This is a genomic window from Bacillus sp. KH172YL63, assembly GCF_011398925.1.
Classification (GTDB): Bacteria; Bacillota; Bacilli; order Bacillales; family Bacillaceae_B; genus Rossellomorea.
This window is the reverse complement of record NZ_AP022842.1, coordinates 3,524,482-3,548,213: the sequence shown is the minus strand read 5'-3', so window position 1 is coordinate 3,548,213 and position 23,732 is coordinate 3,524,482. Positions and strand designations below refer to the sequence as shown.

27 protein-coding genes are annotated in these 23,732 nt (G+C 45.6%); 12 read left to right on the top strand and 15 right to left on the bottom strand.

Translation table 11 applies throughout. From position 1 onward, the window contains the following. Positions 1–87: 87 nt before the first annotated feature. Complete coding sequence (locus tag KH172YL63_RS18190; protein WP_173107415.1) at positions 88–450, top strand: HesB/IscA family protein; 363 nt, start codon at positions 88–90, stop codon at positions 448–450. A gap of 48 nt (positions 451–498) precedes the next feature. Here KH172YL63_RS18190 and KH172YL63_RS18185 read toward each other — a convergent pair whose 3' ends face one another. The 3 genes from KH172YL63_RS18185 to KH172YL63_RS18175 all read right to left on the bottom strand — a co-directional run bounded on the left by KH172YL63_RS18185 (position 499) and on the right by KH172YL63_RS18175 (position 2,913). After that, on the bottom strand, positions 499–1,143 hold the full coding sequence (locus tag KH172YL63_RS18185) for an SDR family oxidoreductase (protein ID WP_173107414.1): 645 nt from the start codon (positions 1,141–1,143) through the stop codon (positions 499–501). A gap of 93 nt (positions 1,144–1,236) precedes the next feature. Beyond that, a complete protein-coding gene (locus KH172YL63_RS18180; protein WP_173107413.1) occupies positions 1,237–1,851 on the bottom strand; it encodes an FMN-binding negative transcriptional regulator in 615 nt (204 codons plus the stop codon). 63 nt (positions 1,852–1,914) lie between these two features. Then, positions 1,915–2,913 (bottom strand): NAD(P)/FAD-dependent oxidoreductase, encoded by a 999-nt coding sequence (locus tag KH172YL63_RS18175; protein WP_173107412.1) that lies wholly within the window; start codon positions 2,911–2,913, stop codon positions 1,915–1,917. Between the two features lie 471 nt (positions 2,914–3,384). Here KH172YL63_RS18175 and KH172YL63_RS18170 point away from each other — a divergent pair, with 471 nt between their 5' ends. The 5 genes from KH172YL63_RS18170 to KH172YL63_RS18150 all read left to right on the top strand — a co-directional run bounded on the left by KH172YL63_RS18170 (position 3,385) and on the right by KH172YL63_RS18150 (position 7,735). Beyond that, on the top strand, positions 3,385–4,602 hold the full coding sequence (locus KH172YL63_RS18170) for an NAD(P)/FAD-dependent oxidoreductase (RefSeq protein ID WP_173107411.1): 1,218 nt from the start codon (positions 3,385–3,387) through the stop codon (positions 4,600–4,602). Positions 4,603–4,675: 73 nt separating this feature from the next. After that, entirely contained in the window at positions 4,676–5,158 is a 483-nt protein-coding gene (locus KH172YL63_RS18165) for an NUDIX domain-containing protein (RefSeq protein WP_173107410.1), read from the top strand. 158 nt (positions 5,159–5,316) lie between these two features. After that, on the top strand, positions 5,317–5,442 hold the full coding sequence (locus tag KH172YL63_RS21815) for a YuiA family protein (protein ID WP_171050981.1): 126 nt from the start codon (positions 5,317–5,319) through the stop codon (positions 5,440–5,442). A gap of 579 nt (positions 5,443–6,021) precedes the next feature. Then, positions 6,022–6,339 carry a YuiB family protein gene (locus KH172YL63_RS18155; RefSeq protein WP_232066059.1) on the top strand — a complete coding sequence of 106 codons (318 nt, stop codon included), beginning with the start codon at positions 6,022–6,024 and terminating at the stop codon, positions 6,337–6,339. Positions 6,340–7,030: 691 nt separating this feature from the next. After that, entirely contained in the window at positions 7,031–7,735 is a 705-nt protein-coding gene (locus tag KH172YL63_RS18150; protein WP_269475174.1) for a 3D domain-containing protein, read from the top strand. A 38-nt stretch (positions 7,736–7,773) separates the two neighbouring features. Here KH172YL63_RS18150 and KH172YL63_RS18145 read toward each other — a convergent pair whose 3' ends face one another. Both KH172YL63_RS18145 and KH172YL63_RS18140 read right to left on the bottom strand, forming a co-directional pair. Further along, a complete protein-coding gene (locus tag KH172YL63_RS18145) occupies positions 7,774–8,586 on the bottom strand; it encodes a cobalamin-binding protein (protein ID WP_173107409.1) in 813 nt (270 codons plus the stop codon). A 10-nt stretch (positions 8,587–8,596) separates the two neighbouring features. Further along, positions 8,597–9,076, bottom strand: a complete 480-nt coding sequence (locus KH172YL63_RS18140) for a divergent PAP2 family protein (RefSeq protein ID WP_173107408.1) — start codon at positions 9,074–9,076, stop codon at positions 8,597–8,599. Between the two features lie 156 nt (positions 9,077–9,232). On the opposite strand from KH172YL63_RS18140, the gene KH172YL63_RS18135 reads away from it, so the two are divergent. Beyond that, positions 9,233–10,738, top strand: coding sequence for a leucyl aminopeptidase (locus KH172YL63_RS18135; protein WP_173107407.1), 1,506 nt, complete (start codon positions 9,233–9,235; stop codon positions 10,736–10,738). 207 nt (positions 10,739–10,945) lie between these two features. After that, positions 10,946–12,262: a Na+/H+ antiporter family protein gene (locus tag KH172YL63_RS18130; RefSeq protein WP_173107406.1), complete on the top strand. Its 1,317-nt coding sequence runs from the start codon at positions 10,946–10,948 to the stop codon at positions 12,260–12,262. A 68-nt stretch (positions 12,263–12,330) separates the two neighbouring features. On the opposite strand, the gene KH172YL63_RS18125 is transcribed toward KH172YL63_RS18130, so the two are convergent. Beyond that, positions 12,331–12,813 (bottom strand): hypothetical protein, encoded by a 483-nt coding sequence (locus KH172YL63_RS18125; RefSeq protein WP_173107405.1) that lies wholly within the window; start codon positions 12,811–12,813, stop codon positions 12,331–12,333. Positions 12,814–13,003: 190 nt separating this feature from the next. Then, the gene (locus KH172YL63_RS18120) at positions 13,004–13,390 is read right to left on the bottom strand and encodes a YuzC family spore coat inner layer protein (protein WP_173107404.1); all 387 of its coding nucleotides are present in this window, start codon (positions 13,388–13,390) and stop codon (positions 13,004–13,006) included. A 159-nt stretch (positions 13,391–13,549) separates the two neighbouring features. On the opposite strand from KH172YL63_RS18120, the gene KH172YL63_RS18115 reads away from it, so the two are divergent. Both KH172YL63_RS18115 and KH172YL63_RS18110 read left to right on the top strand, forming a co-directional pair. Further along, positions 13,550–13,927, top strand: coding sequence for a hotdog fold thioesterase (locus KH172YL63_RS18115; protein WP_442858790.1), 378 nt, complete (start codon positions 13,550–13,552; stop codon positions 13,925–13,927). Positions 13,928–13,989: 62 nt separating this feature from the next. Next, positions 13,990–14,361, top strand: a complete 372-nt coding sequence (locus KH172YL63_RS18110) for a DUF2188 domain-containing protein (protein ID WP_173107402.1) — start codon at positions 13,990–13,992, stop codon at positions 14,359–14,361. A 65-nt stretch (positions 14,362–14,426) separates the two neighbouring features. Here the strand turns inward: KH172YL63_RS18110 and mnhG are convergent, their stop codons facing one another. Genes mnhG through KH172YL63_RS18075 form a run of 7 tightly spaced genes read right to left on the bottom strand, consistent with a single transcriptional unit; the run spans position 14,427 to position 20,191 of the window. Further along, positions 14,427–14,789: a monovalent cation/H(+) antiporter subunit G gene (gene mnhG / locus KH172YL63_RS18105; RefSeq protein WP_173107401.1), complete on the bottom strand. Its 363-nt coding sequence runs from the start codon at positions 14,787–14,789 to the stop codon at positions 14,427–14,429. Beyond that, the gene (locus KH172YL63_RS18100) at positions 14,773–15,057 is read right to left on the bottom strand and encodes a Na(+)/H(+) antiporter subunit F1 (RefSeq protein ID WP_173107400.1); all 285 of its coding nucleotides are present in this window, start codon (positions 15,055–15,057) and stop codon (positions 14,773–14,775) included. Before KH172YL63_RS18100 ends, mnhG begins: the two co-directional genes overlap by 17 nt. Then, positions 15,057–15,533: a Na+/H+ antiporter subunit E gene (locus KH172YL63_RS18095; RefSeq protein ID WP_173107399.1), complete on the bottom strand. Its 477-nt coding sequence runs from the start codon at positions 15,531–15,533 to the stop codon at positions 15,057–15,059. The genes KH172YL63_RS18100 and KH172YL63_RS18095 overlap by 1 nt, the downstream gene beginning before the upstream one ends. Positions 15,534–15,539: 6 nt before the next feature. Further along, positions 15,540–17,021, bottom strand: a complete 1,482-nt coding sequence (locus tag KH172YL63_RS18090) for a Na+/H+ antiporter subunit D (RefSeq protein ID WP_173107398.1) — start codon at positions 17,019–17,021, stop codon at positions 15,540–15,542. Then, on the bottom strand, positions 17,014–17,355 hold the full coding sequence (locus KH172YL63_RS18085; protein ID WP_173107397.1) for a Na(+)/H(+) antiporter subunit C: 342 nt from the start codon (positions 17,353–17,355) through the stop codon (positions 17,014–17,016). The genes KH172YL63_RS18090 and KH172YL63_RS18085 overlap by 8 nt, the downstream gene beginning before the upstream one ends. Next, positions 17,355–17,789, bottom strand: coding sequence for a Na(+)/H(+) antiporter subunit B (locus tag KH172YL63_RS18080; protein ID WP_173107396.1), 435 nt, complete (start codon positions 17,787–17,789; stop codon positions 17,355–17,357). The genes KH172YL63_RS18085 and KH172YL63_RS18080 overlap by 1 nt, the downstream gene beginning before the upstream one ends. Next, the gene (locus tag KH172YL63_RS18075; RefSeq protein WP_173107395.1) at positions 17,786–20,191 is read right to left on the bottom strand and encodes a Na+/H+ antiporter subunit A; all 2,406 of its coding nucleotides are present in this window, start codon (positions 20,189–20,191) and stop codon (positions 17,786–17,788) included. Before KH172YL63_RS18075 ends, KH172YL63_RS18080 begins: the two co-directional genes overlap by 4 nt. A gap of 301 nt (positions 20,192–20,492) precedes the next feature. Here KH172YL63_RS18075 and KH172YL63_RS18070 point away from each other — a divergent pair, with 301 nt between their 5' ends. Both KH172YL63_RS18070 and KH172YL63_RS18065 read left to right on the top strand, forming a co-directional pair. Then, on the top strand, positions 20,493–20,753 hold the full coding sequence (locus KH172YL63_RS18070) for a hypothetical protein (RefSeq protein WP_173107394.1): 261 nt from the start codon (positions 20,493–20,495) through the stop codon (positions 20,751–20,753). Positions 20,754–20,907: 154 nt separating this feature from the next. Then, positions 20,908–21,483, top strand: a complete 576-nt coding sequence (locus KH172YL63_RS18065) for a DUF5366 family protein (protein WP_173107393.1) — start codon at positions 20,908–20,910, stop codon at positions 21,481–21,483. A gap of 400 nt (positions 21,484–21,883) precedes the next feature. On the opposite strand, the gene KH172YL63_RS18060 is transcribed toward KH172YL63_RS18065, so the two are convergent. Continuing rightward, positions 21,884–23,731, bottom strand: a complete 1,848-nt coding sequence (locus tag KH172YL63_RS18060) for a transglycosylase domain-containing protein (protein WP_173107392.1) — start codon at positions 23,729–23,731, stop codon at positions 21,884–21,886. Between the last annotated feature and the right edge of the window lies 1 nt (position 23,732).

Below are 23,732 nucleotides of genomic sequence, written 5' to 3'. Positions count from 1 at the left end.
CATTCACCAAAGTCCCATTGGTTGAGTAGTAAAATAGAAAAGAGTATACTGAGTGGTAAGAAGAAATGAAGATAGGAGGTGTAAAGTATGAGTGAAGTTGTCATTCTGACAGAAGCGGCTGCCCTTCAGATCAAGGATATGATGAAGGAGCATGACGAAACAGAAGCGATGCTCCGTGTATCGGTAAAAGGGGGAGGCTGCAGCGGTCTTTCTTACGGTATGGGTTTCGAACATGAACTTCAAGATGGAGATACCACAACTGAGCAGCACGGAATCAAGCTGGTTGTGGCCAAGGAAGATGCACAGATCCTGAACGGCACGAAGATTGATTATAAGCAGTCCATGATGGGCGGCGGATTCACAATCGACAATCCGAACGCCATTGCCTCATGCGGGTGCGGATCATCATTCGTGACGGCGACGAATAAGGGAACACCGGAGAATTGCTAAAGACAGAAAGGGACGGACCTCGATGATCGAGGTCCGTCCCTTTTACATTTATCGGATTTGTTTCAATGCGTCTTCGACAGGTGTGTCGCCGCTCAGGATTTCAAATACTTTGTGGTTCGTTTCTTCGATGGTCAGGGAATCGACAAGTACTTTTGCGACGTCTTCACGTGAGATGTCCCGGCTTTTGTCTTCAATCGAGGAGGCGGCTTCGATTTTTCCCGTTCCGCCATCGAAGGATAGCGCTCCGGGGCGGACGATCGTGAAGTTTAAACCGCTCTCTTTCAAGTGAGCGTCAGCTGCGCCTTTTGCCTTCAAATAGAATTGAAGCGCATCAGGCCCGCTTGAAGGATTGTCTGCACCCATGGAGCTTAACATGACAAACCGCTCGATCCCCATCTTCTTCGCATAATCGACCGCTTTTTTAGCGCCTTCCTGATCAATGGCAAGCGTTTGGTCATCTCCCGTTGAACCGCCGCTTCCGGCTGCGAAAATGACCGCATTCACATTTTCAAGGGCATAAGAAAAGTCCTGTTCAAGGTCGGCGATGATCGGTCTTGCGCCCAGATCTTCCATATCTTTCGCCTGCTCCGTTTTCCGGATCATCGCCCTCACGAAATGCTGTGAACTGTTTGCCAGTTCTTTCACTATGTGACGGCCAGTGTGGCCATTTGCTCCAATCACTAACACATTCATTTCATCCATCATCCTTTATTCCTGATTTTTTGTTCTATTATTGGTCTACCCCAAGATGATGAAATTAAACAATGTAATCAGCGTGGTGAATGCTTACTTCAGATGAAGGTTCTCTCTCATAAGCGCTGCAATGGCAAGACTATTCTCATCTGTCCGCTTCTCCAGTTGTTCGATGACCCGCTTCTGTCGTTCCGGGGAATGATTCTGACTTAGCTTTGCTTTCCCTTCCATTGATGAGATGGGCATTTTAAAGCCGACGATCCCTTTGCGGAGCCCACTGCTTACCTTTGGGTCAACCTCTCCGAATGAATAGGGACTGTCCGGGCCTTCATATTTGCCGACGAGAGCAGACAGTGCCTCGATGTTTTCAGAATCATCCCTTATGAGCTCAATTTTCCCATACACATGGACGGCTACATAATTCCAGGTAGGGACGGTTTGGTCTGTTTCATACCAGGAAGGAGAGATATAGGCATGAGGACCATGGAACACTGCAAGTGCCTCGCCTTCGGTACAATCTTTCCACTGAGGATTGGCCCGGGCGAAGTGTCCATAAAGGATATTCGCCTCTCTGTCCAAATAAAGAGGGAGATGGGTCGCATGAGGCTTGCCGTTGTGCTGTGTGAAAAGCGTGGCGAAGCTGTTTTCTTCGATTATAGTGTGAAGTGTTTCTTGATCATCAATGATAAATGGTTTAGGAATATACATAAAGAAGCCTCCCTGGATGAATAAAGGACCCGGAAACTGATTTCCGGGCCCCTTTGGATGGTATTAGTCTGTGAACATGGACGTACTGTGCATAGGCTGTACCCTTGCTTTCGGATCCATATACGCTTTGGCATTATTGACAGCGGTCGGTGCCTCGCCAAATCCGCTTGCGATAAGCTTGACTTTCCCGTCATAGGTGCTGATATCACCTGCAGCATAAATGCCCGGGATATTCGTTTCCATCCGTGAATTTACGACAATGGAATTCTTCTCGATCTCAAGGCCCCAATCTTTAATTGGACCAAGGGAAGAGACGAATCCGAAGTTCACGATCAGTTCATCAAGGTCGATGATTTCCTTTTCATCGCCTTTCGTTTCCTCAAGGATGAGCTGATTGATTTTATGCTCATCAACCACCAGTTCGGATGGGACATAAGGCGTCTTTAATTCAACCGATGAGTTGTGGAGATTTTCCACACTGTGCTCATGGGCCCTGAACTTATCCCTTCTGTGCACAAGGTAGACCTTTTCTGCAATCGGCTCGAGCATGAGCGCCCAGTCCACTGCAGAATCGCCACCGCCGCAGATCACTACTTTTTTATCCCTGAAATGCTCAAGATTATCAACGAAATAATGAAGATTCTTGCCTTCAAATTCAGTAGCATGCTCAAGTTCCAGGCGGCGGGGCTGGAATGCCCCGTTTCCTGCCGTAATGATGATTGTCTTCGAAAAGTGAACTTCCTTATCCGTCGTCAGTTTGAACATGCCGTCAGCCTGTTTCTCGACGCCTTCGACTGCCTGTTCGAGGCAGATGGTCGTTTCAAACTTGGCCATCTGTTCTTTTAAATTATTCACAAGATCCTGGGCCTTCACCTTAGGGAAGCCAGCAACATCATATATGTATTTCTCCGGGTAAAGTGTGGCCAACTGGCCCCCGAGTTGTGGTAAGCTTTCAATGATCTTAACTGATGCTTTTCTCATCCCACCGTAAAACGCCGTAAACAACCCGGTAGGACCGCCGCCTATGATTGTAATATCATATACTTTTTGATCTTCCTTCAACTAGATCCCTCCAACAATTAAGATGTCTATCATCATAATGTATTCTATCATATCGCTTTTGATTCTTCACACAAATAGGATCTATAAGTAAGAATAATCAGTCTTTTATCTGGAGGTGAATCACCTGTATTTTTTAAAAATTCGTAAGTTTTGAATTTCCTTTCTATATCTTGAAAATGAAGGACAAAACGAATATGATGTATTGTAGGTAGTTGTTAAGAATTTATGACAATTTTCGAATAGCTGTATAGTAGTTCGTGAAATAAGTCACATACTTTCTTATTTATTCGTTCTTATAATGTATACAATCATTCCTTTACTAAAAGGAAGATCCCACTTGATTTGTTTCATTATCTCTTGAAAAGGGAAAAAGATAATGGTATCAGATTGTACGGGATAAAAAAGGATGATGTGGAGGACTCTAAGAGTATCCAAAGCAAATTTAACAAAAAAAAGGTGGATGTGATTCAGTTGAGAAAGCCAAGAATCGTTGTATTAGGTGCAGGGTATGGTGGATTGATGACGGTGACCCGTCTTCAAAAACAACTAGGAACAAATGAAGCAGAAATTATTCTAATTAATAAAAATGATTATCACTACGAAACCACTTGGTTACATGAAGCTTCCGCTGGTACGCTTCATCACGACCGCGTGCGCTATGACATCAAAGATGTTGTGAACACAAGCAAAGTGAACTTCCTTCAGTCTACTGTTGAAGATATCAAAGTAGAAGAGAAGAAGGTCATCACAGCTGACGGTGAAGTAGAATTCGATTATCTTGTTGTGGCACTTGGTGCAGAATCAGAAACATTCGGCATCCAGGGTCTTCATGAGCATGCGTTCATGATTTCAAACATCAACTCTGCCCGTCAAATCCGTGAGCACATTGAATTACAATTTGCTACGTACAAAAACGAGGAAGAGAAAAACGATGAGCGCTTAACGATCGTTGTAGGTGGAGCAGGATTCACTGGAATCGAATTCTTGGGTGAATTAGGTAACCGTGTTCCTGAGCTTTGTCACGAATATGATATCGACCGCAAGAAAGTACGCATCGTATGTGTTGAAGCTGCGCCAATGATCCTTCCTGGCTTCGATCCTGAGCTAGTGAAATACGCACGTGCGAAGCTTGAGAAAAAAGGTGTCGAGTTCCACATCGGAACACCGCTTAAAGAAGCGAAAGCAGACAGCGTCATCATCTCTAAAGGCGAAGATGAAGTAGAAGAAATCAAAGCTGGTACGATCGTATGGGCTGCAGGTGTCCGCGGTAATTCCATCATCGAAAGAGCCGGAATCGAAAACATGCGTGCCCGCGTGAAAATCAATAAAGATCTTCGTGCACCTGGACATGACAACATCTTCATCATCGGTGACTGTTCACTTATGATCAATGAAGAAACTGACCGTCCATACCCGCCGACTGCTCAAATCGCGATGCAGCAAGGTGAAGTATGTGCCCGTAACATCGCTGCTTTACTTCACGGTAAAGAGGAGCTTGAGTCATTCACTCCAGACATCAAAGGAACTGTATGTTCACTCGGTGAAGACGATGCAATCGGTGTCGTTTACGGCAAGAAAATCACTGGTACAAAAGCTTCCTTCATGAAGAAAGTAGTCGATAACCGTGCGCTTTACATGGTTGGCGGACCATCACTTGTCTTCAAAAAAGGTAAGTTCAAGTTCTTTTAAGTCTTACAGTATAAAATGAAAGCAGGGTGGATGCCACTCTGCTTTTTTTTGATTGGAATGGGAGGAAGGTTCAATGAAAAGGGGAAATGTGTGGCTCGCTGTGGCGGGGCTGGTCATCGACGAACAGGGAAGATGGCTTGTGGTGAAAAAGAAGTACAGCGGCTTGAGAGGAATGTGGTCGCTGCCGGCAGGATTTGTCGAACACTTTGAAACAGTCGATGAAGCAATCGTCAGGGAAGTGAAGGAAGAAACCGGTCTCCACACCTCCGTCAAAGGACTCATCGGAGTGAGATCCGGCGTCATTAAAAACGAAATCAGCGACAATATGATGATTTTTCTACTGGAAAACAAGGGAACATCTTCTATCATCATTGAAGAAAAAGAACTGTGGGATGTCCAGTGGAAGTCACCTGAAGCATTGCTGAACGATGCCAACACTTCGGTTATGGTACACGAGATGATCAAGCGCATGCATAACGGAGACAAACTACAACTGGTGGAGGGCGTCAACCCTGGTGATCAGTTTGCATATACGCGCTACCAGTTATTTTTATAAAATTCAGTAAATTTTAAGAAAAAAAGAGATAATCAAAGAAAACCATCAATGTATTCGCTTACTTCACGGTACATCCCCTATAATGTCCCTTTTCTTTACAGAAGATAGATGATATATTATCAGAAAATTAAGAAATTAAAGAAAAGGGAGATGTTTTGATGAGAGCTACTGCAAGTACAAAAGCGAAATATTGTCTATACTGTTCGGGAAAAGGATACTTTCAGCTAGTATTGGGTGGTTCTGAAACGTGCCCTTGCTGCGGCGGCAGCGGAAAACAAAAATAAAATTTCGTTGAATCAAAACAGACCTGATGACAGTGGATGCTTCTGATGAAGCCATGCTGCTGTATCGGGTCTGTTTTTTTGCTGGTTGGGGTATGGGATGCTCCGGCCGCTAGTCCTTCGAGGTCATAAGTTAAACATGCCAAAAAGGCAAAGAACGCCTTTCCGGGTTACTCATCTTATGCTTGTCGCCTCTGTCCAAGCCGCCTCCGCTTTTCTATTGTCCAGCTCCAGGGGCTTGGGGCTCGAGGTCATAAGCCGGCACACCCAAAAAGGCAAAGAACGCCTTTCCGGGTACCCCGTCTTATGCTTGTCGCCCCAGAGCAAGCCCCTTCCGGTTTTCTATTGTCCAGCTCCGGCGGCTAGTCCCTCGAGGTCATAAGTCAAACATGCCAAAAAGGCAAAGAACGCCTTTCCGGCATGTTCGCCTTATGCTTGTCGGGCCTTCCCAAGCCGCCTCCGCTTTTCTTCCAATTATGTTCATTTTGTGAAGTTCCTGCAATTTTGACTTGAAAATATTGACGCTTACATTGCAGTCGGGGTACACTATTCAATAGTGTTTATGGAGGTGTCAATGGTAAAATGCCTATACATGTAATGTTGATTTCGATGCTTTTATTTTTTGTCCTGTTTTTCGGAATAGGCTTTCTGTTAAATATGTTATTGCGTATGACGTGGATCATGGCCATCATTTATCCAATTGTTGTGATTTTTATCGTGGACGATGTTCGTTTTATAGATTATTTCAGACATGCAGGTGACGCTTTTTCAGCATTGGGCACAAAGCTTGGGCACCTGGCTGTTGCAGACCTTGTCATCCTTGGGAGTGGACTTGCCGGAGCGGTCCTTTCAGGAGTCGTCATGAGGATCCTGAGAGCCAAAGGATACCGGATGTTTTAATCATAAACCGTTTGACCGGGGATGAACCTGGTTTAACGGTTTTTATTATGGGGAAAAAGGACTTCTCGATCGTTTAATGATGATGATTACAGGAAACTCATTTCACAAGGCTCTTTTCGCATTGATTGTTTTTATTAATAGAGGTGAATGTGAGCATCTTCAGTGATTTGAGACTGTGGAATAAAAAATTACAATAGCAATGATCAAGGGCAATGTATTCGAATTACGTTGGTCACTATAAATCAATAGAAGAATAATCATTTAGTCCAGTGAATTTATGGTTTTTATCCTCGAGGGTTGATTGGAGCTCCAGATGCTCGACTCCTGCGGGAACTGATGGACAGGTGAGACCCCGCAGGACGAAGTCCGAGGAGGCTCACCGCCATCCCCGGGGAAAGCGAGCATCTGGAGCGGAAATCAACTGCATCTCGCTTATCAAAAAGCCACAATGTTTACGTAAACAGCCTTTCACAAACGTTGTTATTAGGTAGGACTATTAAAGGGATCCAGTTCTTTCACTCCAATCTGTGGTTTAAAAATCTAATTGAAAAAATGCGGTCATTACTATCAGTAAAGATAGGCTGCTATAACTTTAACAAATTACAAAAATTGTAAATATTCAATTATTTTCTCTTTTTATGCATATATCTCCTCCCTGTTGGGAAGTATTAAAGGTGGGAGGAGTGAATACATGATTTTGTTAAATAAATGGATAAAACGATTTGTGATGATCGGTATGTTTGTTTTTGCATTGGGAACGACTTTTCAATCCGTATCCGGTGTAGAAGCACAAACGGTGAAAACGTGGCTGATGGACAAAGCCGACCGGGATCTAACAAGTTTAAAAGATAACGAACATGCGAAGAGCCGTTTCGGTTTGTCATTTAAGTTCCTAAAACGGTTCACAGGGACAGAGACCAAGATTTCAGCGAGTACTCAGGCAGCGCCAAGAACGCTTGAGGATTCGGTTGACTGGGATCAATATACGAAGCATTCAGTGGTAGCGACCGGCTACACGGCGGGAGTGGAGTCAACCGGGAAAAATCCGGGGCATCCCCTCTATGGCATTACATATTCTGGGGTGAAAGTGAAGCGTGATTTATATTCAACGATTGCAGCGGATCTGACCGTCTATCCCATTGGTACCATTCTTTTTATCCCCCATTATGGATATGGGGTCGTAGCGGATAAAGGGAGCGCTATTAAGGGGAATCGCCTCGATCTATATTACGAGACGGTGGAAGATGTTTATAATGAATGGGGCAAACAGACCCTCGATGTATACGTGATTCAAATGGGTTCAGGTGAGCTGTCGGAAGAGCAGTTGGTAGCGCTCAATGAAAATGAAACGATGCAAGTGTTCAGACAGCAGATCCTGTCATCGAAAGAAGAATAAAGAAAAGCCCGCAGATTCAATTGAATCTGCGGGCTTCTTTAGTTTACATCGATATCTCTGTACAAATCGGGATGAAGCAGTCTGCTGAGGGCGACGGCACCCTTCAATAAAAGGGGGGACGGCCTGCAATAAAGCGCTTCTTCAAGAATCAGCAGTCGATCGTTCTGGACAGCTGGCATCTCGAGCGCCCCGGGACGTTTCTTCACGATTTCCGGTTTGACCCGCTTTCGCTGCACACCTACCCAGGCAAGGCAAATATAGTCGGGGTCCCGTTTTAATACATCGCCCCAGTCAGTTTGGACGCTCGCAAGCTCCACATCAGCGAAGATATTGCGTGCCCCCGCCATTTCACTGAGTTCAGTCAGCCAATTGACTTTCCCCGGTGTGAAGACAGGGTTGGGCCACCATTCCCAATAAAGGGTCGGAGGGTGGTCCACCTTCTCTCCAATCGCTTTTAATTCATTGACTGTTTTCAGAAAATCCATTCGGCGCAACTCGGCATGAGCGGTAATCCCGCAGGCCGCACCGACCGTCACGACATCGCCGACCGTCACGAGATCGTCGGCGATGTCGGAAAAGCTTTGGGGATTCAATGTTACATGGGGAATGCCCCGCTTTTCTAATTCCGTGATATTCTTTTCCATACCAGGAACGCTTAAAGAAGCAAACACAATATCAGGATTCAGTGACTCGAGCTTCTCCATGTCAATGGAGAGGTCAGGGCCCAGCCGGGGAAGGGATTCCACGGCTTCAGGATAATCGGAATAATCATCGACACCTACAAGCTGTGGCGTTAATCCCAGGTAATCGATCAGCTCTGTATTACTTGGACAAATGGATACAATTCTCATCGGTACACCTCTATGCTAGAAAGAAATAGTGGAGAAGAAGCGTCAGAATGATGCCGGACAATCCTCCAAAAAATACTTCGATCGGCTTATGGCCGAGTAATTCCTTCAGCTCTTTGCGCTTTTCCTGTTCCGGTTTTTTCTGCCAGCCCTTGGCTTCTGACATGAATCTTTGGAAATCCACCATCAACTGATTCAACACAATGGCCTGTTCCCCTGCCTGTCTTCTGACACCGGTCGCATCAAACATTGTGATGATGGCAAACATGGCAGATACGGCGAAGATAGGGGAATCGAGACCGACCTCAAGGGCAACCCCTGTGGATAATGCGGTTACGGCCGCCGAATGGGAACTTGGCATCCCACCTGTTGAAGTGATCAATGACCAGTTTAATTCCCTTGTTGCGATGAACTGTATGGGAACCTTTACAAACTGGGCGAAAAAAATGGAAAACAATGATGCCCATAATGGAAAATTAAACAATACTTCCATGCTGTGAAATGCCACCCTTTCAATTGTTTGAATAAATATAATGTTCTCATTATATCATACCCTTTTTACTTTAGGTTTAACGTACCCCTTTGATACTTAGAAAGTCGAAATAATGGGATATCTTCGTTATAATAGGGATTGGAGGTGTCGTTTAATATGAAATTTTCAATTAATCAGAACGAGGTAACATCAACTGATCATCAATGCCTGGTGGTTGGTATTTATAATCAGCCGACATTTGAAGGGGAGCTGAAAGAACTGGATCACGCCTTTGAAGGCTATCTGACACAATTGGTGAAAGATGGAGACATTTCTTCCAAAGCCAAAAAAGTGTCAAAAGTCCATACGTTTGGGAAGATCGGCGCTAAGAGAATCCTGTTTGTCGGTTTAGGAAAGCAGAAAGAGCTGACATTCGATAGATTAAAAGAGGCGTTAGGCGTTGCTTCAAAATCAATCAAAGGCATGAAAGTGTCATCCTTTGCCGTTGCACTCGATACGTTTGTTTCGGAAGATATGACTTCAACAGATGCAGCCCATGCGTTCACAGAAGCATTTACAATGTCTACATATGAGTTTCACGGCTATAAGAAGAAATCGAATGAACCTGAAGTCCATGTAGAGGCGATTGATTTCTTTACCCAATCAGACTCGAAAGAAGTAGAAACAGCCCTGCATATCGGCTCTGCCTTCGGTAGCGGGGTCAACTCGGCCCGGACACTGGTGAATATGCCGGGGAATCTGTTAACATCGACTAAATTGGCCGAGTATGCCTTGGAGTTAGCGAAAAAATATGATTTTGAGGTGGAAATCCTTGATAAAGAAGAAATGGAGCATCTCGGCATGGGCGCGCTTCTCGCAGTCAACCAGGGTTCAGTTGAGCCGCCGAAGATGATTGTCCTGAAATACAGCGGAAAAGATGAATGGAAGGATGTCATCGGACTGGTCGGAAAAGGGATCACCTTTGATACCGGCGGTTACTCCATTAAACCGAAGGACGGCATCGTCGGCATGAAAACGGATATGGGTGGAGCGGCAGCTGTTCTTGGCGCGATGGAAATCATCGGGGAAATCAAGCCTGAACAAAACGTGGTGGCTGTCATCCCGTCTACAGACAATATGGTAAGCGGATCTGCATTCAAGCCTGACGATGTGATCACATCCATGAGCGGTAAGACGATCGAAGTGTTAAACACCGACGCAGAGGGCCGTTTAGCCCTTGCTGACGGTATGACATATGCGAAGCATCAGGGAGCGAATTATCTGGTGGACGTTGCCACCCTGACTGGCGGGGTCATCATCGCCCTGGGGGAAGATAAGACAGGTGCCCTCACGAATAACGAGGCGTTCTTTGAGCAAGTGTTGGAGGCATCGGGAGAATCAGGAGAGTATATCTGGCAGCTTCCTTATACGGAACACGACAAAAAGCGTGTACGGGGCAGCGATATAGCCGACCTGAACAACTCTCCAGGACGGGCAGGCCACGCGATCATGGGCGGAGCGTTTGTCGGAGAGTTTGCCGAAGGACTGCCATGGGTTCATCTGGATATCGCAGGAACAGCTACAACCAAAGGGAGCCATGACCTGGGCCCTGCAGGTGGAACCGGCGTTATGGCAAGGACCCTTGCTTTACTGGTCGAGCGCTTTGAACCATTAAATAAATAATCTTGAACAAGCCTTCTTTCAGTCTTTGCGACTGTAAGAGGGCTTATTTTTATGAGAAATGAACAGACGTGAATCTTTCATCCTGCTAAAGTATTGACATTCTTCCTTCATCTTGATAAAGTAGAAATCGTGATTTTATTACTCTACCAATTTAGCGAACTAAAGTATAGATGAATCGTAGAGAGTATTTTAAGGAGGAAGATTTTTATGAACGCAGTTGTTATAGCGGTTCTTGTCATGCTCGTGTTGAGCCTGGTGCGGGTCAATGTTGTGTTTGCATTGATCACTGGAGCCCTCGTCGGCGGATTGACAGGCGGTATGGGCCTAGAGGAGACAATCTCCGTATTTTCAGATGGGATCAGCGGAGGTGCAGGCATTGCACTCAGTTATGCGCTGCTCGGTGGATTCGCAGTGGCGATTTCCTATACAGGGATCCCAAACCTGCTCGTTGACTGGGTATTGAAAGTTGTTGGTAAAAAAGGGGATTCAAGAAAGACAGCTCTATCAAAAGCACTGATTGTCATTTCTATCTTAATTATGGCTTGTTTTTCCCAAAATGTGATCCCGATTCATATCGCATTTATCCCGATTCTGATTCCTCCTCTATTGAAGGTGATGACAGAGCTGCAAATTGATCGACGATTGATTGCGACAGTGATTACATTTGGATTGACGGCTCCGTACATCCTGCTGCCGGTAGGCTTTGGTCTTCAGTTCCATGAAATCATTGCTCAAAATATGGCATCAAGCGGTATGGAAATCGCCCTTGGTGATATTCCAAAAGCGATGCTTCTGCCGGTGGGCGGTATGATCATCGGTCTATTGATCGCCGTATTTGTAAGCTATCGCAAACCAAGGAATTATAGTGAAACAAAAGAAGTGATTGCTTCGGAAAAAGTCGTTTACAACAAAAAGTCGATGATTTTTGCGCTTGTAGCGATCGTGGCTGCACTTTATGTACAGCTTCAGCTGGGATCGATGATCTTCGGTGCACTGGCTGGTATTGCAGTCCTGTATATAACAGGATCTGTGAAATGGAAAGAAGCAGATGGACTCCTGAATGAAGGAATGAAGATGATGGCCTTCATCGGGTTCGTCATGATCACGGCTTCAGGCTTTGCTGCAGTCGTAACGGCAACCGGGGATGTTGAGACACTGGTGAAAGCGACAGCTGACGTCATCGGTGGCAATCAGGCACTGGCTGCTCTTATCATGCTTGTGGTTGGATTATTGGTGACAATGGGGATTGGTTCTTCATTTGCGACGATTCCAATCATCGCAGCCATCTTTGTACCTCTCGCGATGGAGCTTGGATTCAGTCCGCTCGCGACGATCGCCATCGTCGGTACTGCAGGTGCACTTGGGGATGCCGGATCACCAGCTTCCGACAGTACGCTTGGACCGACGGCGGGATTGAACGCAGATGGTCAGCATAATCACATCTGGGATACATGTGTCCCGACTTTCCTGCACTATAATATCCCTTTGATCCTGTTCGGCTGGATCGCAGCGGTCATTTTATAGTACAATCACGTTTTAATAGAAAAGAAAAATCCGAATGGTCATTCCACATCGAATGCGTTCGGATTTTTTTATTTTTCGGCTCCCTCGATCGATTGACGACAGAACAGCTTTTCATAAACGAGTTGAAAGCCGTATAGGACGATGGTTTTGACTAGAAATACAATTGATAACTGAAATTTTGTGATTCTGACGAGCGTCACATAGCCGTTTTTTCTGAACCAGTTCATTCCTGCATATGTGAATATCGAATCAACAATCACATTGACGAATAAGTAAAGATAAAAATTCCCGAACGTATATTTCAATATCCAAATTGTACCGACAAAAAACGGACCAATGATCAGCGGCAGTTCTCCCAGGACATTGGGCTTAACCGAATAAAGAAACCACCACCATTTTCTCTTCTCTGCGTATCTTCCTTCTGCAAGGAGAAACAGCGCCATGAAGATGGAGCCGGGAAGATATCTCTTGAAGGCTTTCGCGCCGATCAGTGGAATGGTGAACCAAGGTAAAATGGTCATCAGTGCAATCAGTTTATTGGAATTCTTCATACATAAGCCCCTTCGAACGATCTTTATACATGTATCATCCCTCTCTTTTACAGAATTATGTATGGATGTGAAGAGAGAAAAGGGTTAAACTTACCCGGTGGTGTAGCAAGTCACAGTCATAAAAAAAGTTGGGCGATGATCCGATTCAAAGTAGAATCCCGGATCATCGCCCAGCTTTTACATTACAGCGTCATGTCCACCTGACAATCACAATCAGATGGCAGCAATCCACTTGACCGAGCTTTTCGTCAAACACGAGACGAATGCCGTCAGGATTGAAGGATACGACAGGCTGGACCGTCGTGCCGATTGTTTGAAGTAACCTATGTACTTCAGGTAAATTGGATTGTTGTGCGGCATTCATGAATTTCCTTGAAAATTCTTTGGATGATTGGATTTTTTTCAAGACCATCTCCGCATCCTTCATCAGGCTCAATGTTTTTCCGGCAGAAGACATGAAGGTTTGGGTGTCAATCGGGGGATAGGTCCGATTGGTGGAAAAGACGGGTTGTGCCCTTGGGTGGATGGGTGAGAAAGGGCGCTGCACAGGCGGATAAAACGGATGATATCGATACATGACAATATCCCCTTTCAATAAAAAAATCTCTAAGGATATGTATGAAACTGTACGGAGGATTATTCATTCTTCCACTGCGAAGGGGAAAAAAGGGATTTTAAAAGCGTTTCTCGAACAGATAGAGAGAAGAAAATATTAGATGAGGTGAATCACATGAATATGGACAATACATTAATCAGTGCATTAGGAATGGAGTTTGTGGAATTGGGAAAGGGAAAGGTCATTGCGACGATGCCGGTGAATCAAAACACAAGACAGCCGTTCGGGTTCCTCCACGGAGGTGCGTCTGTTGCACTTGCTGAAACGGTGGCGAGTGTGGGGGCAGTACAATTGATCGATCTTGATAAAGAAATCTGCTTCGGTCTTGAAATTAATGCGAACCATATTAAAGCCAAACGGGAAGGGATGGTCACTGCGACAGGGACGGTGATGCATCAAGGAAAAACGACGATGGTATGGGACATCAAAATCACCGATGAAGACAATCAGCTGATCTGTGTGTCGAGGTGTACGATGGCAGTCGTGCCGAAACGGTGAGGTTTAGAACGTGATGAAATGGGAAATCAAATACTGACGACTAAATGAGGAGGCGTATCCTGATGAGTTGGACAAAAAGCGATTATCCCGCATCACTGAAGAATCTGCCTGCAGACGTCCGGAATAAAGCGATTGAGATTGCCAATGCGCTCCTTGACGAGGGGTATGAAGAGGGGAGGGCGATTGCCATCGCCACTGACCGTGCCCACCAATCAGAGGAGGGAAGCGCAGATGATAAGACTGAATATCATCTCTCCCCACATGATGACGGCTGGCAGCTGAAGAAGGCAGACGGCCAGAGAGCCATCATGGTGGAAGAAACGAAGGGAAAGCTGTTGGACAAAGCAAAGAACTATGTGACGGACCATGGAGGCACACTGGTCGTCCATAAACAGGATGGAAGCGTGGAGGATCACTTTTATCAGAGTGAATAGATGCTTTTCCAACACCAAAAAAGGCTTGGCTGCCGGAACCTATCTTCCGGTCGCCAAGCCTTTCTTTATTGACTGTTCTGACGTTCATATTCTGCTTTGTTCTTTAAATCATCCCGTACACTTTTATCCCAAAGCTTGACGCCTGAGTTATAGGCAGCCCGGGAGATGAGATGGCCGGCGACAGGAGCGGTCACGAAGATGAAGATGATCGCAAGGATCAACCGTGAATTGAAATGACCGTGCTCCAGATAGAAATAAAGGAATGTGGCAAGCAGGATCGACATGACGCCGAGCGTCGCGCTTTTGGAAGCTGCGTGGTTCCTCGTATAAACATCCGGAAGCCTGACCAAACCAAAGGCAGTGACCAGGCTGAGGAATCCTCCTACCACTAAAAAGAAACCGATGAAAAATCTAATGATCTCGCTCACGTTCGATGATCTCCCCTTTCTCTAAAAACTTTGAAAAGGCTACGGTCCCAAGGAAAGCGAGAATCCCAAGGAGGAGAATCACTTCAAGGAAAGCATAGGTGTCGAGCATCATGGAAACAAGGGCGATGATCGCAATCAGATTGATCCCGATGGCATCGAGGGCAACCACCCGGTCAGGGGTCGTCGGCCCTTTGATGACTCTGTAAATAAGACCGAGCATGGAAAGAGAGACGCATAACAGGGTGACTTGAAAGATCAAATGTAACATTAGCGGCTCACCTCCATAATCGCTTTTTCAAATGAATTCTTGATTTCATCGATTGCCTGATCTGCGTCAGGAATGTCGATGGCATGGACATAAAGGATTTTATTGTCGTAAGAAACGTCCATGACGAGTGTACCGGGTGTCAAGGTGATCAGGTTCGCCAATAGGGTGATCTCCCAATCGGTTTGTAATTCGGTCGGTAAAGCAAAGATCCCTGGCTGGAAATCCATCTTTGGTTTTAAAACAGTTTTCAATACCGCGATGTTGGCAAGAATCAATTCCTTTAGGAACAGGAAGAACAAGCTGATCACTGCAGCCACCCGCAATAAATAGAAACGGGAATTGAAAAATCTTCTGAATGCAAATATCACAAGCAATCCTAGTAAAAAGCCAATAATGAATGACTGAGAAGTAAAGGATACCGAAAGAAACATCCAGACAAAGGCTAAGAAAAAGTTTAATAGTATTTGAAAAGCCATTCTACATTACTCCTTTAACACTGCGTCTATATAAAGATCCGGGTTCACCAGTACTTCTGTTGCTTGTGTGAATAATGGACGCATCGCTTCGGCACCGAGTCCGTAACCTATTGCCAACACAACGAGAACGGCCGAAGTCATCCATAAGTAACGGGCGTCTCCTTTAGAAACCCCGTCATACTCCTTAGGGGTGCCCCAAATGCCATTCAGGAAGATCTTGATGACTGAATATAGCACGAGCAGACTCGACGCGAGGACTACTCCAGCGCCTACATAGGCCTCTGCAGCAAAGCTTCCCCGCAGTATCAGTAATTTACCGATAAAACCGCTTAGAGGCGGTATTCCGGCCAATGAGAAGGCTGCTACAAGAAATGTCCAGCCTAGCCACGGATAATGCTTGATCAATCCGCCCATTTTCTTCAGGTCGGCCGTTCCAGTGATCGCAATCATTACGCCTACAAGAAGGAATAAAGCCGCTTTGATGATCATGTCATGGACAAGATAATAAATGGCCCCTTCCAACGCTTCTGGATTCATCGTCGACACCCCGAATAAGATGACGCCCACTGCAATGATGATGTTATAAATGATGATCTTCTTCACATCCCAATACGCAATGGCACCGATACAGCCCAGCACGATGGTAAGGATGGCGAGCATCGCAAGTATTTCATGTGTAAAGCCCGTATCATGATAGAAAAACAGTGTATACGTCCGGATGATAGAATAGATCCCGACTTTTGTCAGCAGGGCGCCGAATAACGCAAGCACCGGTGTCGGCGGTGCGTAGTACGAGCCTGGCAGCCAAAAGTAAAGCGGGAAAATCGCACCTTTCAAGCCGAAAACCAATAGAAACAGGATCGCAATCGCTGTCAGGATTCCCGGCTGGCCCGCCTCGGCAATCTTCATTGAAATATCCGCCATATTCAGCGTACCGACGACAGAATATAAGAACGCCACGGTGATGACGAATAAAGCGGAAGAGATGACATTCACAAGAATGTATTTGATGCCTTCACGTAATTGGGCCTTCTTTCCTCCAAGGACCAACAGCACGTATGAACTCATCAACATCACTTCAAAAAAGACGAACAGGTTGAAAATATCACCTGTCGTAAATGCCCCGTTCACCCCAACCAATAAAAACTGTACGACCGGGTAGTAGTAAAAGCGTTCCCGGTCAGAGCCGATTGATTTAAAGGAATAAAGCAGCACCACGAGCGTAATGATGCTTGTTGTCGTCACGAGCAGGGCTGAGAACATATCGGAAACGAGGGTAATGCCGAAAGGTGCGTCCCAGCTCCCGAGGTTCACAGATTGAATGCCTTCATGATGGACCGTATTGATCAGTACCAGTGATGCCGCAATGGTCCCGATCATGGAAAGGCCAGATATCCATCTTTGAACCTTTATATATTTACTGATAAACATTAAGATGATCGCCGTGAACAACGGGATCAAAATCGGTAGTAGTAATAAGTTAGTCATTTCCTTCGTTACCTCTCATCTGATCCATATTATCTGTGCCGAGCTCCTGGTATGCACGGTAAGCGAGTACAAGGAAGAAAGCTGTCACACCGAAACTGATGACGATCGCCGTCAGGATCAGTGCCTGTGGCAATGGATCCACATAAGAATCAGCGTGCTCTCCAAGAAGGGGGGCATCTCCCCCTTTAAGGCCGCTCACAGAAAGGATCAATAAATGGGCACCGTGACTCAACAGCGCTGTTCCGATAATGATACGGAGCAGGCTTTTCGATAGCATCAAGTATACGGCGCTCGTGAATAGGACTCCGACCACAATGGCCATCAGGATTTCCATTATTCGCTCACCCCAATCGTTTGAATGATGGTCATCGTGACACCAATGACTACGAGATACACACCTGTGTCAAAAAGGACAGCGGTATGCAGCGACGTTTTCCCTAGAAGGGGAAGGTGGAAATAATCGTAAGCATGTGTCAGGAAAGGAACATCGAATAATAACGCTCCCGCCCCCGTTGCCACCGACAAGAACAATCCGATTGCCGTTACGATTTTATAATCAACCGGCAAGATGGAGGAGACGGTCTTGATATCATAAGCAAGTAATAATAGAACGATGGCTCCCGATGTCATCAATCCTCCGATGAAGCCTCCCCCCGGCGTGTAGTGGCCTGAGAAGAATAGCTTCAATGAAAAGAGGATGATGATGAATGCGACCACATTGGTGACGGTTTGCAGGATGACATCATTTGTTTTTACTTTGTTTTTCATCCTTCATCCCTCCTTGTAAGACGCAACTTGATCATCGAGTAAATGCCGAGTGCGGCAATCGCCAGCACGCAAATCTCGAACATCGTATCAAAGCCACGGAAGTCGACTAAGATGACATTGACCATGTTTTCTCCGCCGGCTTTATCGTGGGTGTTCTCAATGTAATATTCTGAAATGGAAGTGAACAGTTTCGAACTGTACGATGAAATGGCGAATAGTGTGACGACCACTCCGACGCCGATCGAAATCAATGCATTTCCAAGTTTGAACCTCATTCTTTCTTCATGCCTGCTCAGCTTTGGCAGATGGTAGAAGCAAAGCAGGAACAGGGCAACCGATACCGTCTCAATGACAAGCTGTGTCAATGCAAGGTCCGGTGCACGGAATAGAACGAAGAATAACGAAACGGTATAGCCTGCAGCACCGAGCGAAATGATCGATGTTAAGCGTGACTTCGCAAACAGGATGGTGACTGAGCTGATGATTAATAGAAGCGCGATCGCAACTTCATATACACCAACAGGGGCAAGCTCTTTCGTGTTAATCGTAAATGCACCCTTGAACCACATGGCAAAGAGCGAGATGGCAATCAAGAATGAGAAGATATACACGAGATATGTGCGGATGAAGCCTGTCATATAACCGCTCGTAAAGCGTTTGGCTCCCTGTTCACTCTTGACCAATCCGCCGTCATAAAACGAATTCAACGTCAGGCGGTCAGGTATCCATGAGTATACCTTCCTCCATGCAGGGAGGGTCAGGTATAAAAGGATCCCGAATAAAATGACGCCGAATGTCATAAATAATTCAGGTGTAAATCCATGCCAGAATGAAATGTGTGCTTCAACAGCATGTCCTTCCTCGATTAAGCTTGGTGTGATTGCGGAAACCGCCGGGGCGATGATCCGTTCAGAAAGGATATTCGGGAAGAAACCGAAGATGACCACGAGTGAAGCAAGGATGATTGGTGAAATCAACATACCAAGCGGTGCTTCATGAGGTTTCTTCTCTAGCTTCTCAGGCTGATACTTACCTGTGAAGGTTTTGAATACAAGTATCATGCTGTAAATGAACGTGAACACACTTCCTACCCATGCAAGGAGAGGGAAGAGAAGTCCGAAAGTGTCCAGGTTGAAGATATCCATTTCAAGGACCCTAACCATTCCGGTAAAGAACATTTCCTTAGAAAGGAATCCGTTGAATGGTGGCAGACCGGCCATCGAGAACGCGCCGATGATCGCAATCGTAAAGGTGATGGGCATGAAGTTCATCATCCCGCCAAGCTTCCGGATATCTCTCGTACCTGTTTCATGATCGATGATTCCGACGACCATGAACAAGCTTCCTTTGAACGTTGCGTGATTGATCAAATGGAAGACCGCGGCAAGCGTGGCCACCATATAAATGTTCTCATCAAGGGTTGTATAGTGGAGGGCAGCTGCCCCGACCCCAAGTAAAGACATGATGAGACCGAGCTGACTGACGGTGGAAAAGGCAAGAATCCCTTTTAAATCAGTCTGCTTTACTGCATTGAACGAGCCCCACAGTAATGTGAAGATCCCAACACCGCCTACAAGCCACAGCCACACACTTGATTCTGCGAATACCGGTGACAAGCGGGCTACAAGATAGATCCCGGCTTTGACCATCGTCGCAGAGTGCAGATATGCACTGACAGGTGTAGGTGCTTCCATTGCATCCGGCAGCCAGATGTGGAACGGGAATTGTGCAGATTTAGTAAACGCTCCTAGCAGGACAAGAAGCAGGGCTGGAATAAACAGTGCCTGCGTCATGAGTTCGTCGGCCTGAACGACCAGTTCCCTGATGCTGAAGGTGCCTCCCATAAGATAAAGAAGCAGGAATCCTCCCAACATGCTCAGTCCGCCAAATACTGTGATGAGCATCGATTTCTGGGCACCGTATCTTGAACGTTCCCTGTGATACCAATACCCGATCAATAAGAACGAAGAAATCGATGTGAATTCCCAGAACATATATAGGACGATGAGATTGTCAGAAAGCACGACCCCAAGCATCGCACCCATAAACATCATTAGATATACATAGAAATTATGTAATTGTTCCTTCTTCTTATCGAGGTAATAGATTGAATACAGGACCACAAGTGATCCAATACCGGTAATGAGGAGCGCGAAAAGGAGTCCCAGTCCGTCCACATAGGCGATGAAATCAATGCCGAATGAAGGCATCCATTCCAGGGTTTCCTTCACCGTATCCCCGTGCTTTGTGATGGAGATGAACTGAAAGAAGTAAGTAAACAAAGCAGCCGGCAGCAATAATACGAACCAGCCCGTATGTACATTCCGAAATGCTTTATAAAGAAATGGAATGACGATGGCAAATAAAAAAGGCGATACAATTGCCCAATGTAATAATGTCATATATGACCCCCCTTATGTAAATTTCATTTATTCTCAACATGGTCTTTTGTCGTCCTCAATCTCACACTTGCATAATTCGAGCAAATCCGACCTAAGCTGAACCTCAAAGAGCATTATAACGTAAAAAATAAATGCTTGCATTATTCACGATGCCTTTGCCATCCGATTGTTTAAGAAGTATTAAATATGAAGACAGCCGGAAATGTCACGGGAAAAAAATGTAGAATTTACGGCCCTTTTCTCATCACCCAAGAATAGTTTCGGTCAAATTGGAGAATCCTATCCATGAGGTGATGAAGTGATGAAAAAGAAAACAGTAGCGGTTACGACCATATTCTTTACCTTTTTTGGATTTGCGTGGTTGATTGAGACGCAGGATCGATTCAATAGAGGCATCATGGATGCAGAAGAACCGACCTCATTGAACATTCAGCCGGTCCAATATGGTGAGACAGCAGAAGTGGAAGAAGACAACACAACAGAGGTGCGAAAAAGGGTGCCGTATAAATCCAGGGAGTACATCAGGGTTGTGCCCCATCCTGGCGCCCCTACAGGTCAATAGGATACTGTCCTCACATTCTTTCACAGAGGGCAGTATTTTTGTGTCAATAATAGGAAAAAGGTCATTATCTCTTCCAAATCTATACCCTTTTCAAGCGTCCCATAAACGATTATGATGGGGAGGGAACGGAAGAATCGTTATGGGAGAGTTACAATTGAAAAATACATACTTAACAAGTTATTTACCGCTTTTTTCTATATTATTGTTCAGCCTTACGTTTTCTGTATACGGAGTCGACGTATTCATCGATTTATTCAAGAAAATCGGTGTATACCCGGGCATGAGGGAGTTCTTGTCTGATATACAGCTGAAACTCGCCATCCTAGTCCTGTTGATGGTCGCTGCCTTCATGGTATTTGCTGCCTTGAAGCTGATCGCAGAAACGATCAATGGTGTATCCATGCTGTTTTTCTCCAAGGATTCAGACGGGGAATTGTACAACCACGTCCGTGCAGGTTCGATGATTTATTTTATCGGCGGTCTCGTATCTGTCGTCAGCTTGAAGTCCTTTCTCGGGCTGCTCCTCATCTTTGCACTCAGCTCCATCGCATATTTCATTTTCTTTGTTTATAAAATAACCCCCTCTCTTTCCAAAATGGGGATCTTCGGTGTCGTGAGCCTGCAGGTATTCTCATGGTCCTCCATCTTTTTGACGATTTTCTTCATCTGTCTGAAACTATACAGCGGAGTAATGGCGAGCCTTCCGATCATGTCGAAGGTGAAGTTGTAAATTGGATGTTTGGAAGTGATGGGAGACGGTGAGGCGGAGAGGCGGAGGAGCCGAGATTTTTCGACAACATGATCATATATTTGAAAAGGCGCTCATATATTCGGAAACGTGCTCATATATGAAAATTCCCGCTCATAAATTTTATAACCGGCTCATATTTTCAAAATGTGGCTCATAAGTAAACGAAACCAGCTCATATATGAATCAGGGAGAGGGTGATTGAAGGGTGAACCTTTGATCTCCCTCTCTTTTTGACCTATTTGACCGGTATATGGTTTAGGAATCGTACATTTTTGCTCAAAACAAGTGCAAAACCCCTACAAACATAAAGAGGCAGCCTCAAAATCATGTTACCTGATTTTAAAGGCTGCCCCTTTTATTATCCAACATCACAGCGAAGTTATTTCATAATACTTTTCCAAATTTTATGGCTTGGCCGCTGTCGCTCGATTTCACTCATATTCCGGGGGAGATCGTGGCCGACCCATACACCGGTCGTGTACGTGTCGGTCAGGCCCATCACCCAGTAGTCGTGGTAGTTATTGGTGGTCCCGGTTTTGATCCCTACATACGGTTTTGATACGTAAGCAGCCTTGCCGGTCCCGGTCCTTGCGGCTTCGTTCAGCATCTGCCTCAGTTTAGCAGTGGTGGCTTCCGACCAGACCTTCTTCGGTTCGTTCTTCCATTGATAGAGGATGTTCCCTTGATTGTCTTTCACGTGGAGGATGGCATGGCTCTGTTTGTAATGTCCATCAATGAATGACGTATAGGCATCGGTCATTTCAAGAGGGCTCATGCCGTATGTGAATCCTCCTACTGCCGAGGCATACGTTTGATCCTTCTTTGTCACCCGGCTGAATGAAAACGGGGAGATCATCGCGAATGCATCGTGGAGACCGACTTTCTCCATCAGTCTCAGAGCTGAGCCGTTATAGGATTGGGCCATTGATTGATTCAATGTCACGGTTCCGGGCTGGGTCCCCCCATAATTGATCGGGCAATACCCCGAGATGCAATATTGATTCGCATTGATCCTTTCGGTGATGGCCGCTTTGGACTTCTCGATGTAAGGACCATACACGAGTAATGGTTTAATGGCAGATCCTGGTTGTCTGAAAGCCTGGAAAGCATGATTGAAATTGTATTTCTGATAGTTTCTACCGCCGGATAAGGCAACGATGGATCTTGTCTTGTTGTCGATGGTGACTGTCGCTCCCTGCAGCCCTTCCTGCAGTTGATTGTTTAGTGCGCTGACGCTTTTTTGTTGAAGAGCAGGGTTTAGCGACGTTTGAATGCGGACACCGGAAGCGATCACTTCCTGGAGGCGCTTGTCTAATTTCTCTGCAATTTCCTGTTTCTCTTCAGGTGAAGCGGCATTTTCGATTTCCACTTTATAACCCTCGTTCAGGGCAATCAAATCCTTTAATTCATTTTCTACGTAGAACGCATAATCGGGATAGAGATCCGTTTTCTTCCTGACATTCAATGAAATCGGGACTTTTTTCAGTTTCTCTGCTTCTTCGCCAGACAGTTTGCCCGTATTGACGAGGATATCCAGCAATCGCTCCTGCCGTACCTTCGTTTGATCAAAGTGATCAAGCGGATCATATTTTCCCGGGTTATTTGGAATCGAAGCGATAAATGCCATTTCGGCTTGATTGAGCTCGGTGAGGCTTTTCTGGAAATAGTATTGAGACGCGGTTTCGACACCGTACACGCCGTTGCTGAAATAGATGACGTTTAAATACAGTTCAAGTATTTCATCCTTTGTTAACGATTGTTCAATTTCATGAGCATAAAATAACTCGGTCAACTTCCGGTTGTATGTCTTTTCCTGGCCCAAATATAAATTCCGGGCGAGTTGCTGGGTGATGGTGCTTCCACCCTGCTGGATATGGGTGAACACAAGATTCTTCACGACAGCCCGAAGGATGGCTCCTGCATCGAATCCGACGTGTTCATAAAAGTGCTGATCCTCGGACGCGACGAGAATCTCCTTTATAAAAGGAGGGATCTGTTCATCCGAAGCATATAAACGAAACGGCCGGTTCACTTCCGAGAAAACCTTTCCGTTTTGATCGAGCATCAAGGTTGTGCGGTTCAGATCTAACGTATCCGTGCTGACCGCATGCTTCAATTCCTTTTTGAAGCTTTGTACTTTATTCCACTCACCGGCCGTAAAAAACAAGGTGGTGAAGAAGATGAGCATAAAACCAATCACTGTTACATAACCTGCAAAAACTCTCATA

Bases quoted from the DNA above. Each gene is read 5' to 3' on its own strand.
- KH172YL63_RS18080 (WP_173107396.1), bottom strand. From the start codon at position 17,789: ATGAAAAACAAAGTAAAAACAAATGATGTCATCCTGCAAACCGTCACC.
- KH172YL63_RS18140 (WP_173107408.1), bottom strand. From the start codon at position 9,076: ATGGAAGTATTGTTTAATTTTCCATTATGGGCATCATTGTTTTCCATT.
- KH172YL63_RS18145 (WP_173107409.1), bottom strand. From the start codon at position 8,586: ATGAGAATTGTATCCATTTGTCCAAGTAATACAGAGCTGATCGATTAC.
- KH172YL63_RS18090 (WP_173107398.1), bottom strand. From the start codon at position 17,021: ATGACTAACTTATTACTACTACCGATTTTGATCCCGTTGTTCACGGCG.
- KH172YL63_RS18100 (WP_173107400.1), bottom strand. From the start codon at position 15,057: ATGTTACATTTGATCTTTCAAGTCACCCTGTTATGCGTCTCTCTTTCC.
- KH172YL63_RS18190 (WP_173107415.1), top strand. From the start codon at position 88: ATGAGTGAAGTTGTCATTCTGACAGAAGCGGCTGCCCTTCAGATCAAG.
- KH172YL63_RS18185 (WP_173107414.1), bottom strand. From the start codon at position 1,143: ATGAATGTGTTAGTGATTGGAGCAAATGGCCACACTGGCCGTCACATA.
- KH172YL63_RS18120 (WP_173107404.1), bottom strand. From the start codon at position 13,390: ATGTATCGATATCATCCGTTTTATCCGCCTGTGCAGCGCCCTTTCTCA.
- KH172YL63_RS18060 (WP_173107392.1), bottom strand. From the start codon at position 23,731: ATGAGAGTTTTTGCAGGTTATGTAACAGTGATTGGTTTTATGCTCATC.
- KH172YL63_RS18155 (WP_232066059.1), top strand. From the start codon at position 6,022: ATGCCTATACATGTAATGTTGATTTCGATGCTTTTATTTTTTGTCCTG.
- KH172YL63_RS18115 (WP_442858790.1), top strand. From the start codon at position 13,550: ATGGACAATACATTAATCAGTGCATTAGGAATGGAGTTTGTGGAATTG.
- KH172YL63_RS18125 (WP_173107405.1), bottom strand. From the start codon at position 12,813: ATGAAGAATTCCAATAAACTGATTGCACTGATGACCATTTTACCTTGG.
- KH172YL63_RS18130 (WP_173107406.1), top strand. From the start codon at position 10,946: ATGAACGCAGTTGTTATAGCGGTTCTTGTCATGCTCGTGTTGAGCCTG.
- KH172YL63_RS18070 (WP_173107394.1), top strand. From the start codon at position 20,493: ATGAAAAAGAAAACAGTAGCGGTTACGACCATATTCTTTACCTTTTTT.
- KH172YL63_RS18110 (WP_173107402.1), top strand. From the start codon at position 13,990: ATGAGTTGGACAAAAAGCGATTATCCCGCATCACTGAAGAATCTGCCT.
- KH172YL63_RS18150 (WP_269475174.1), top strand. From the start codon at position 7,031: ATGATTTTGTTAAATAAATGGATAAAACGATTTGTGATGATCGGTATG.
- KH172YL63_RS18180 (WP_173107413.1), bottom strand. From the start codon at position 1,851: ATGTATATTCCTAAACCATTTATCATTGATGATCAAGAAACACTTCAC.
- KH172YL63_RS18135 (WP_173107407.1), top strand. From the start codon at position 9,233: ATGAAATTTTCAATTAATCAGAACGAGGTAACATCAACTGATCATCAA.
- KH172YL63_RS18095 (WP_173107399.1), bottom strand. From the start codon at position 15,533: ATGGCTTTTCAAATACTATTAAACTTTTTCTTAGCCTTTGTCTGGATG.
- KH172YL63_RS21815 (WP_171050981.1), top strand. From the start codon at position 5,317: ATGAGAGCTACTGCAAGTACAAAAGCGAAATATTGTCTATACTGTTCG.
- KH172YL63_RS18075 (WP_173107395.1), bottom strand. From the start codon at position 20,191: ATGACATTATTACATTGGGCAATTGTATCGCCTTTTTTATTTGCCATC.
- KH172YL63_RS18085 (WP_173107397.1), bottom strand. From the start codon at position 17,355: ATGGAAATCCTGATGGCCATTGTGGTCGGAGTCCTATTCACGAGCGCC.
- KH172YL63_RS18165 (WP_173107410.1), top strand. From the start codon at position 4,676: ATGAAAAGGGGAAATGTGTGGCTCGCTGTGGCGGGGCTGGTCATCGAC.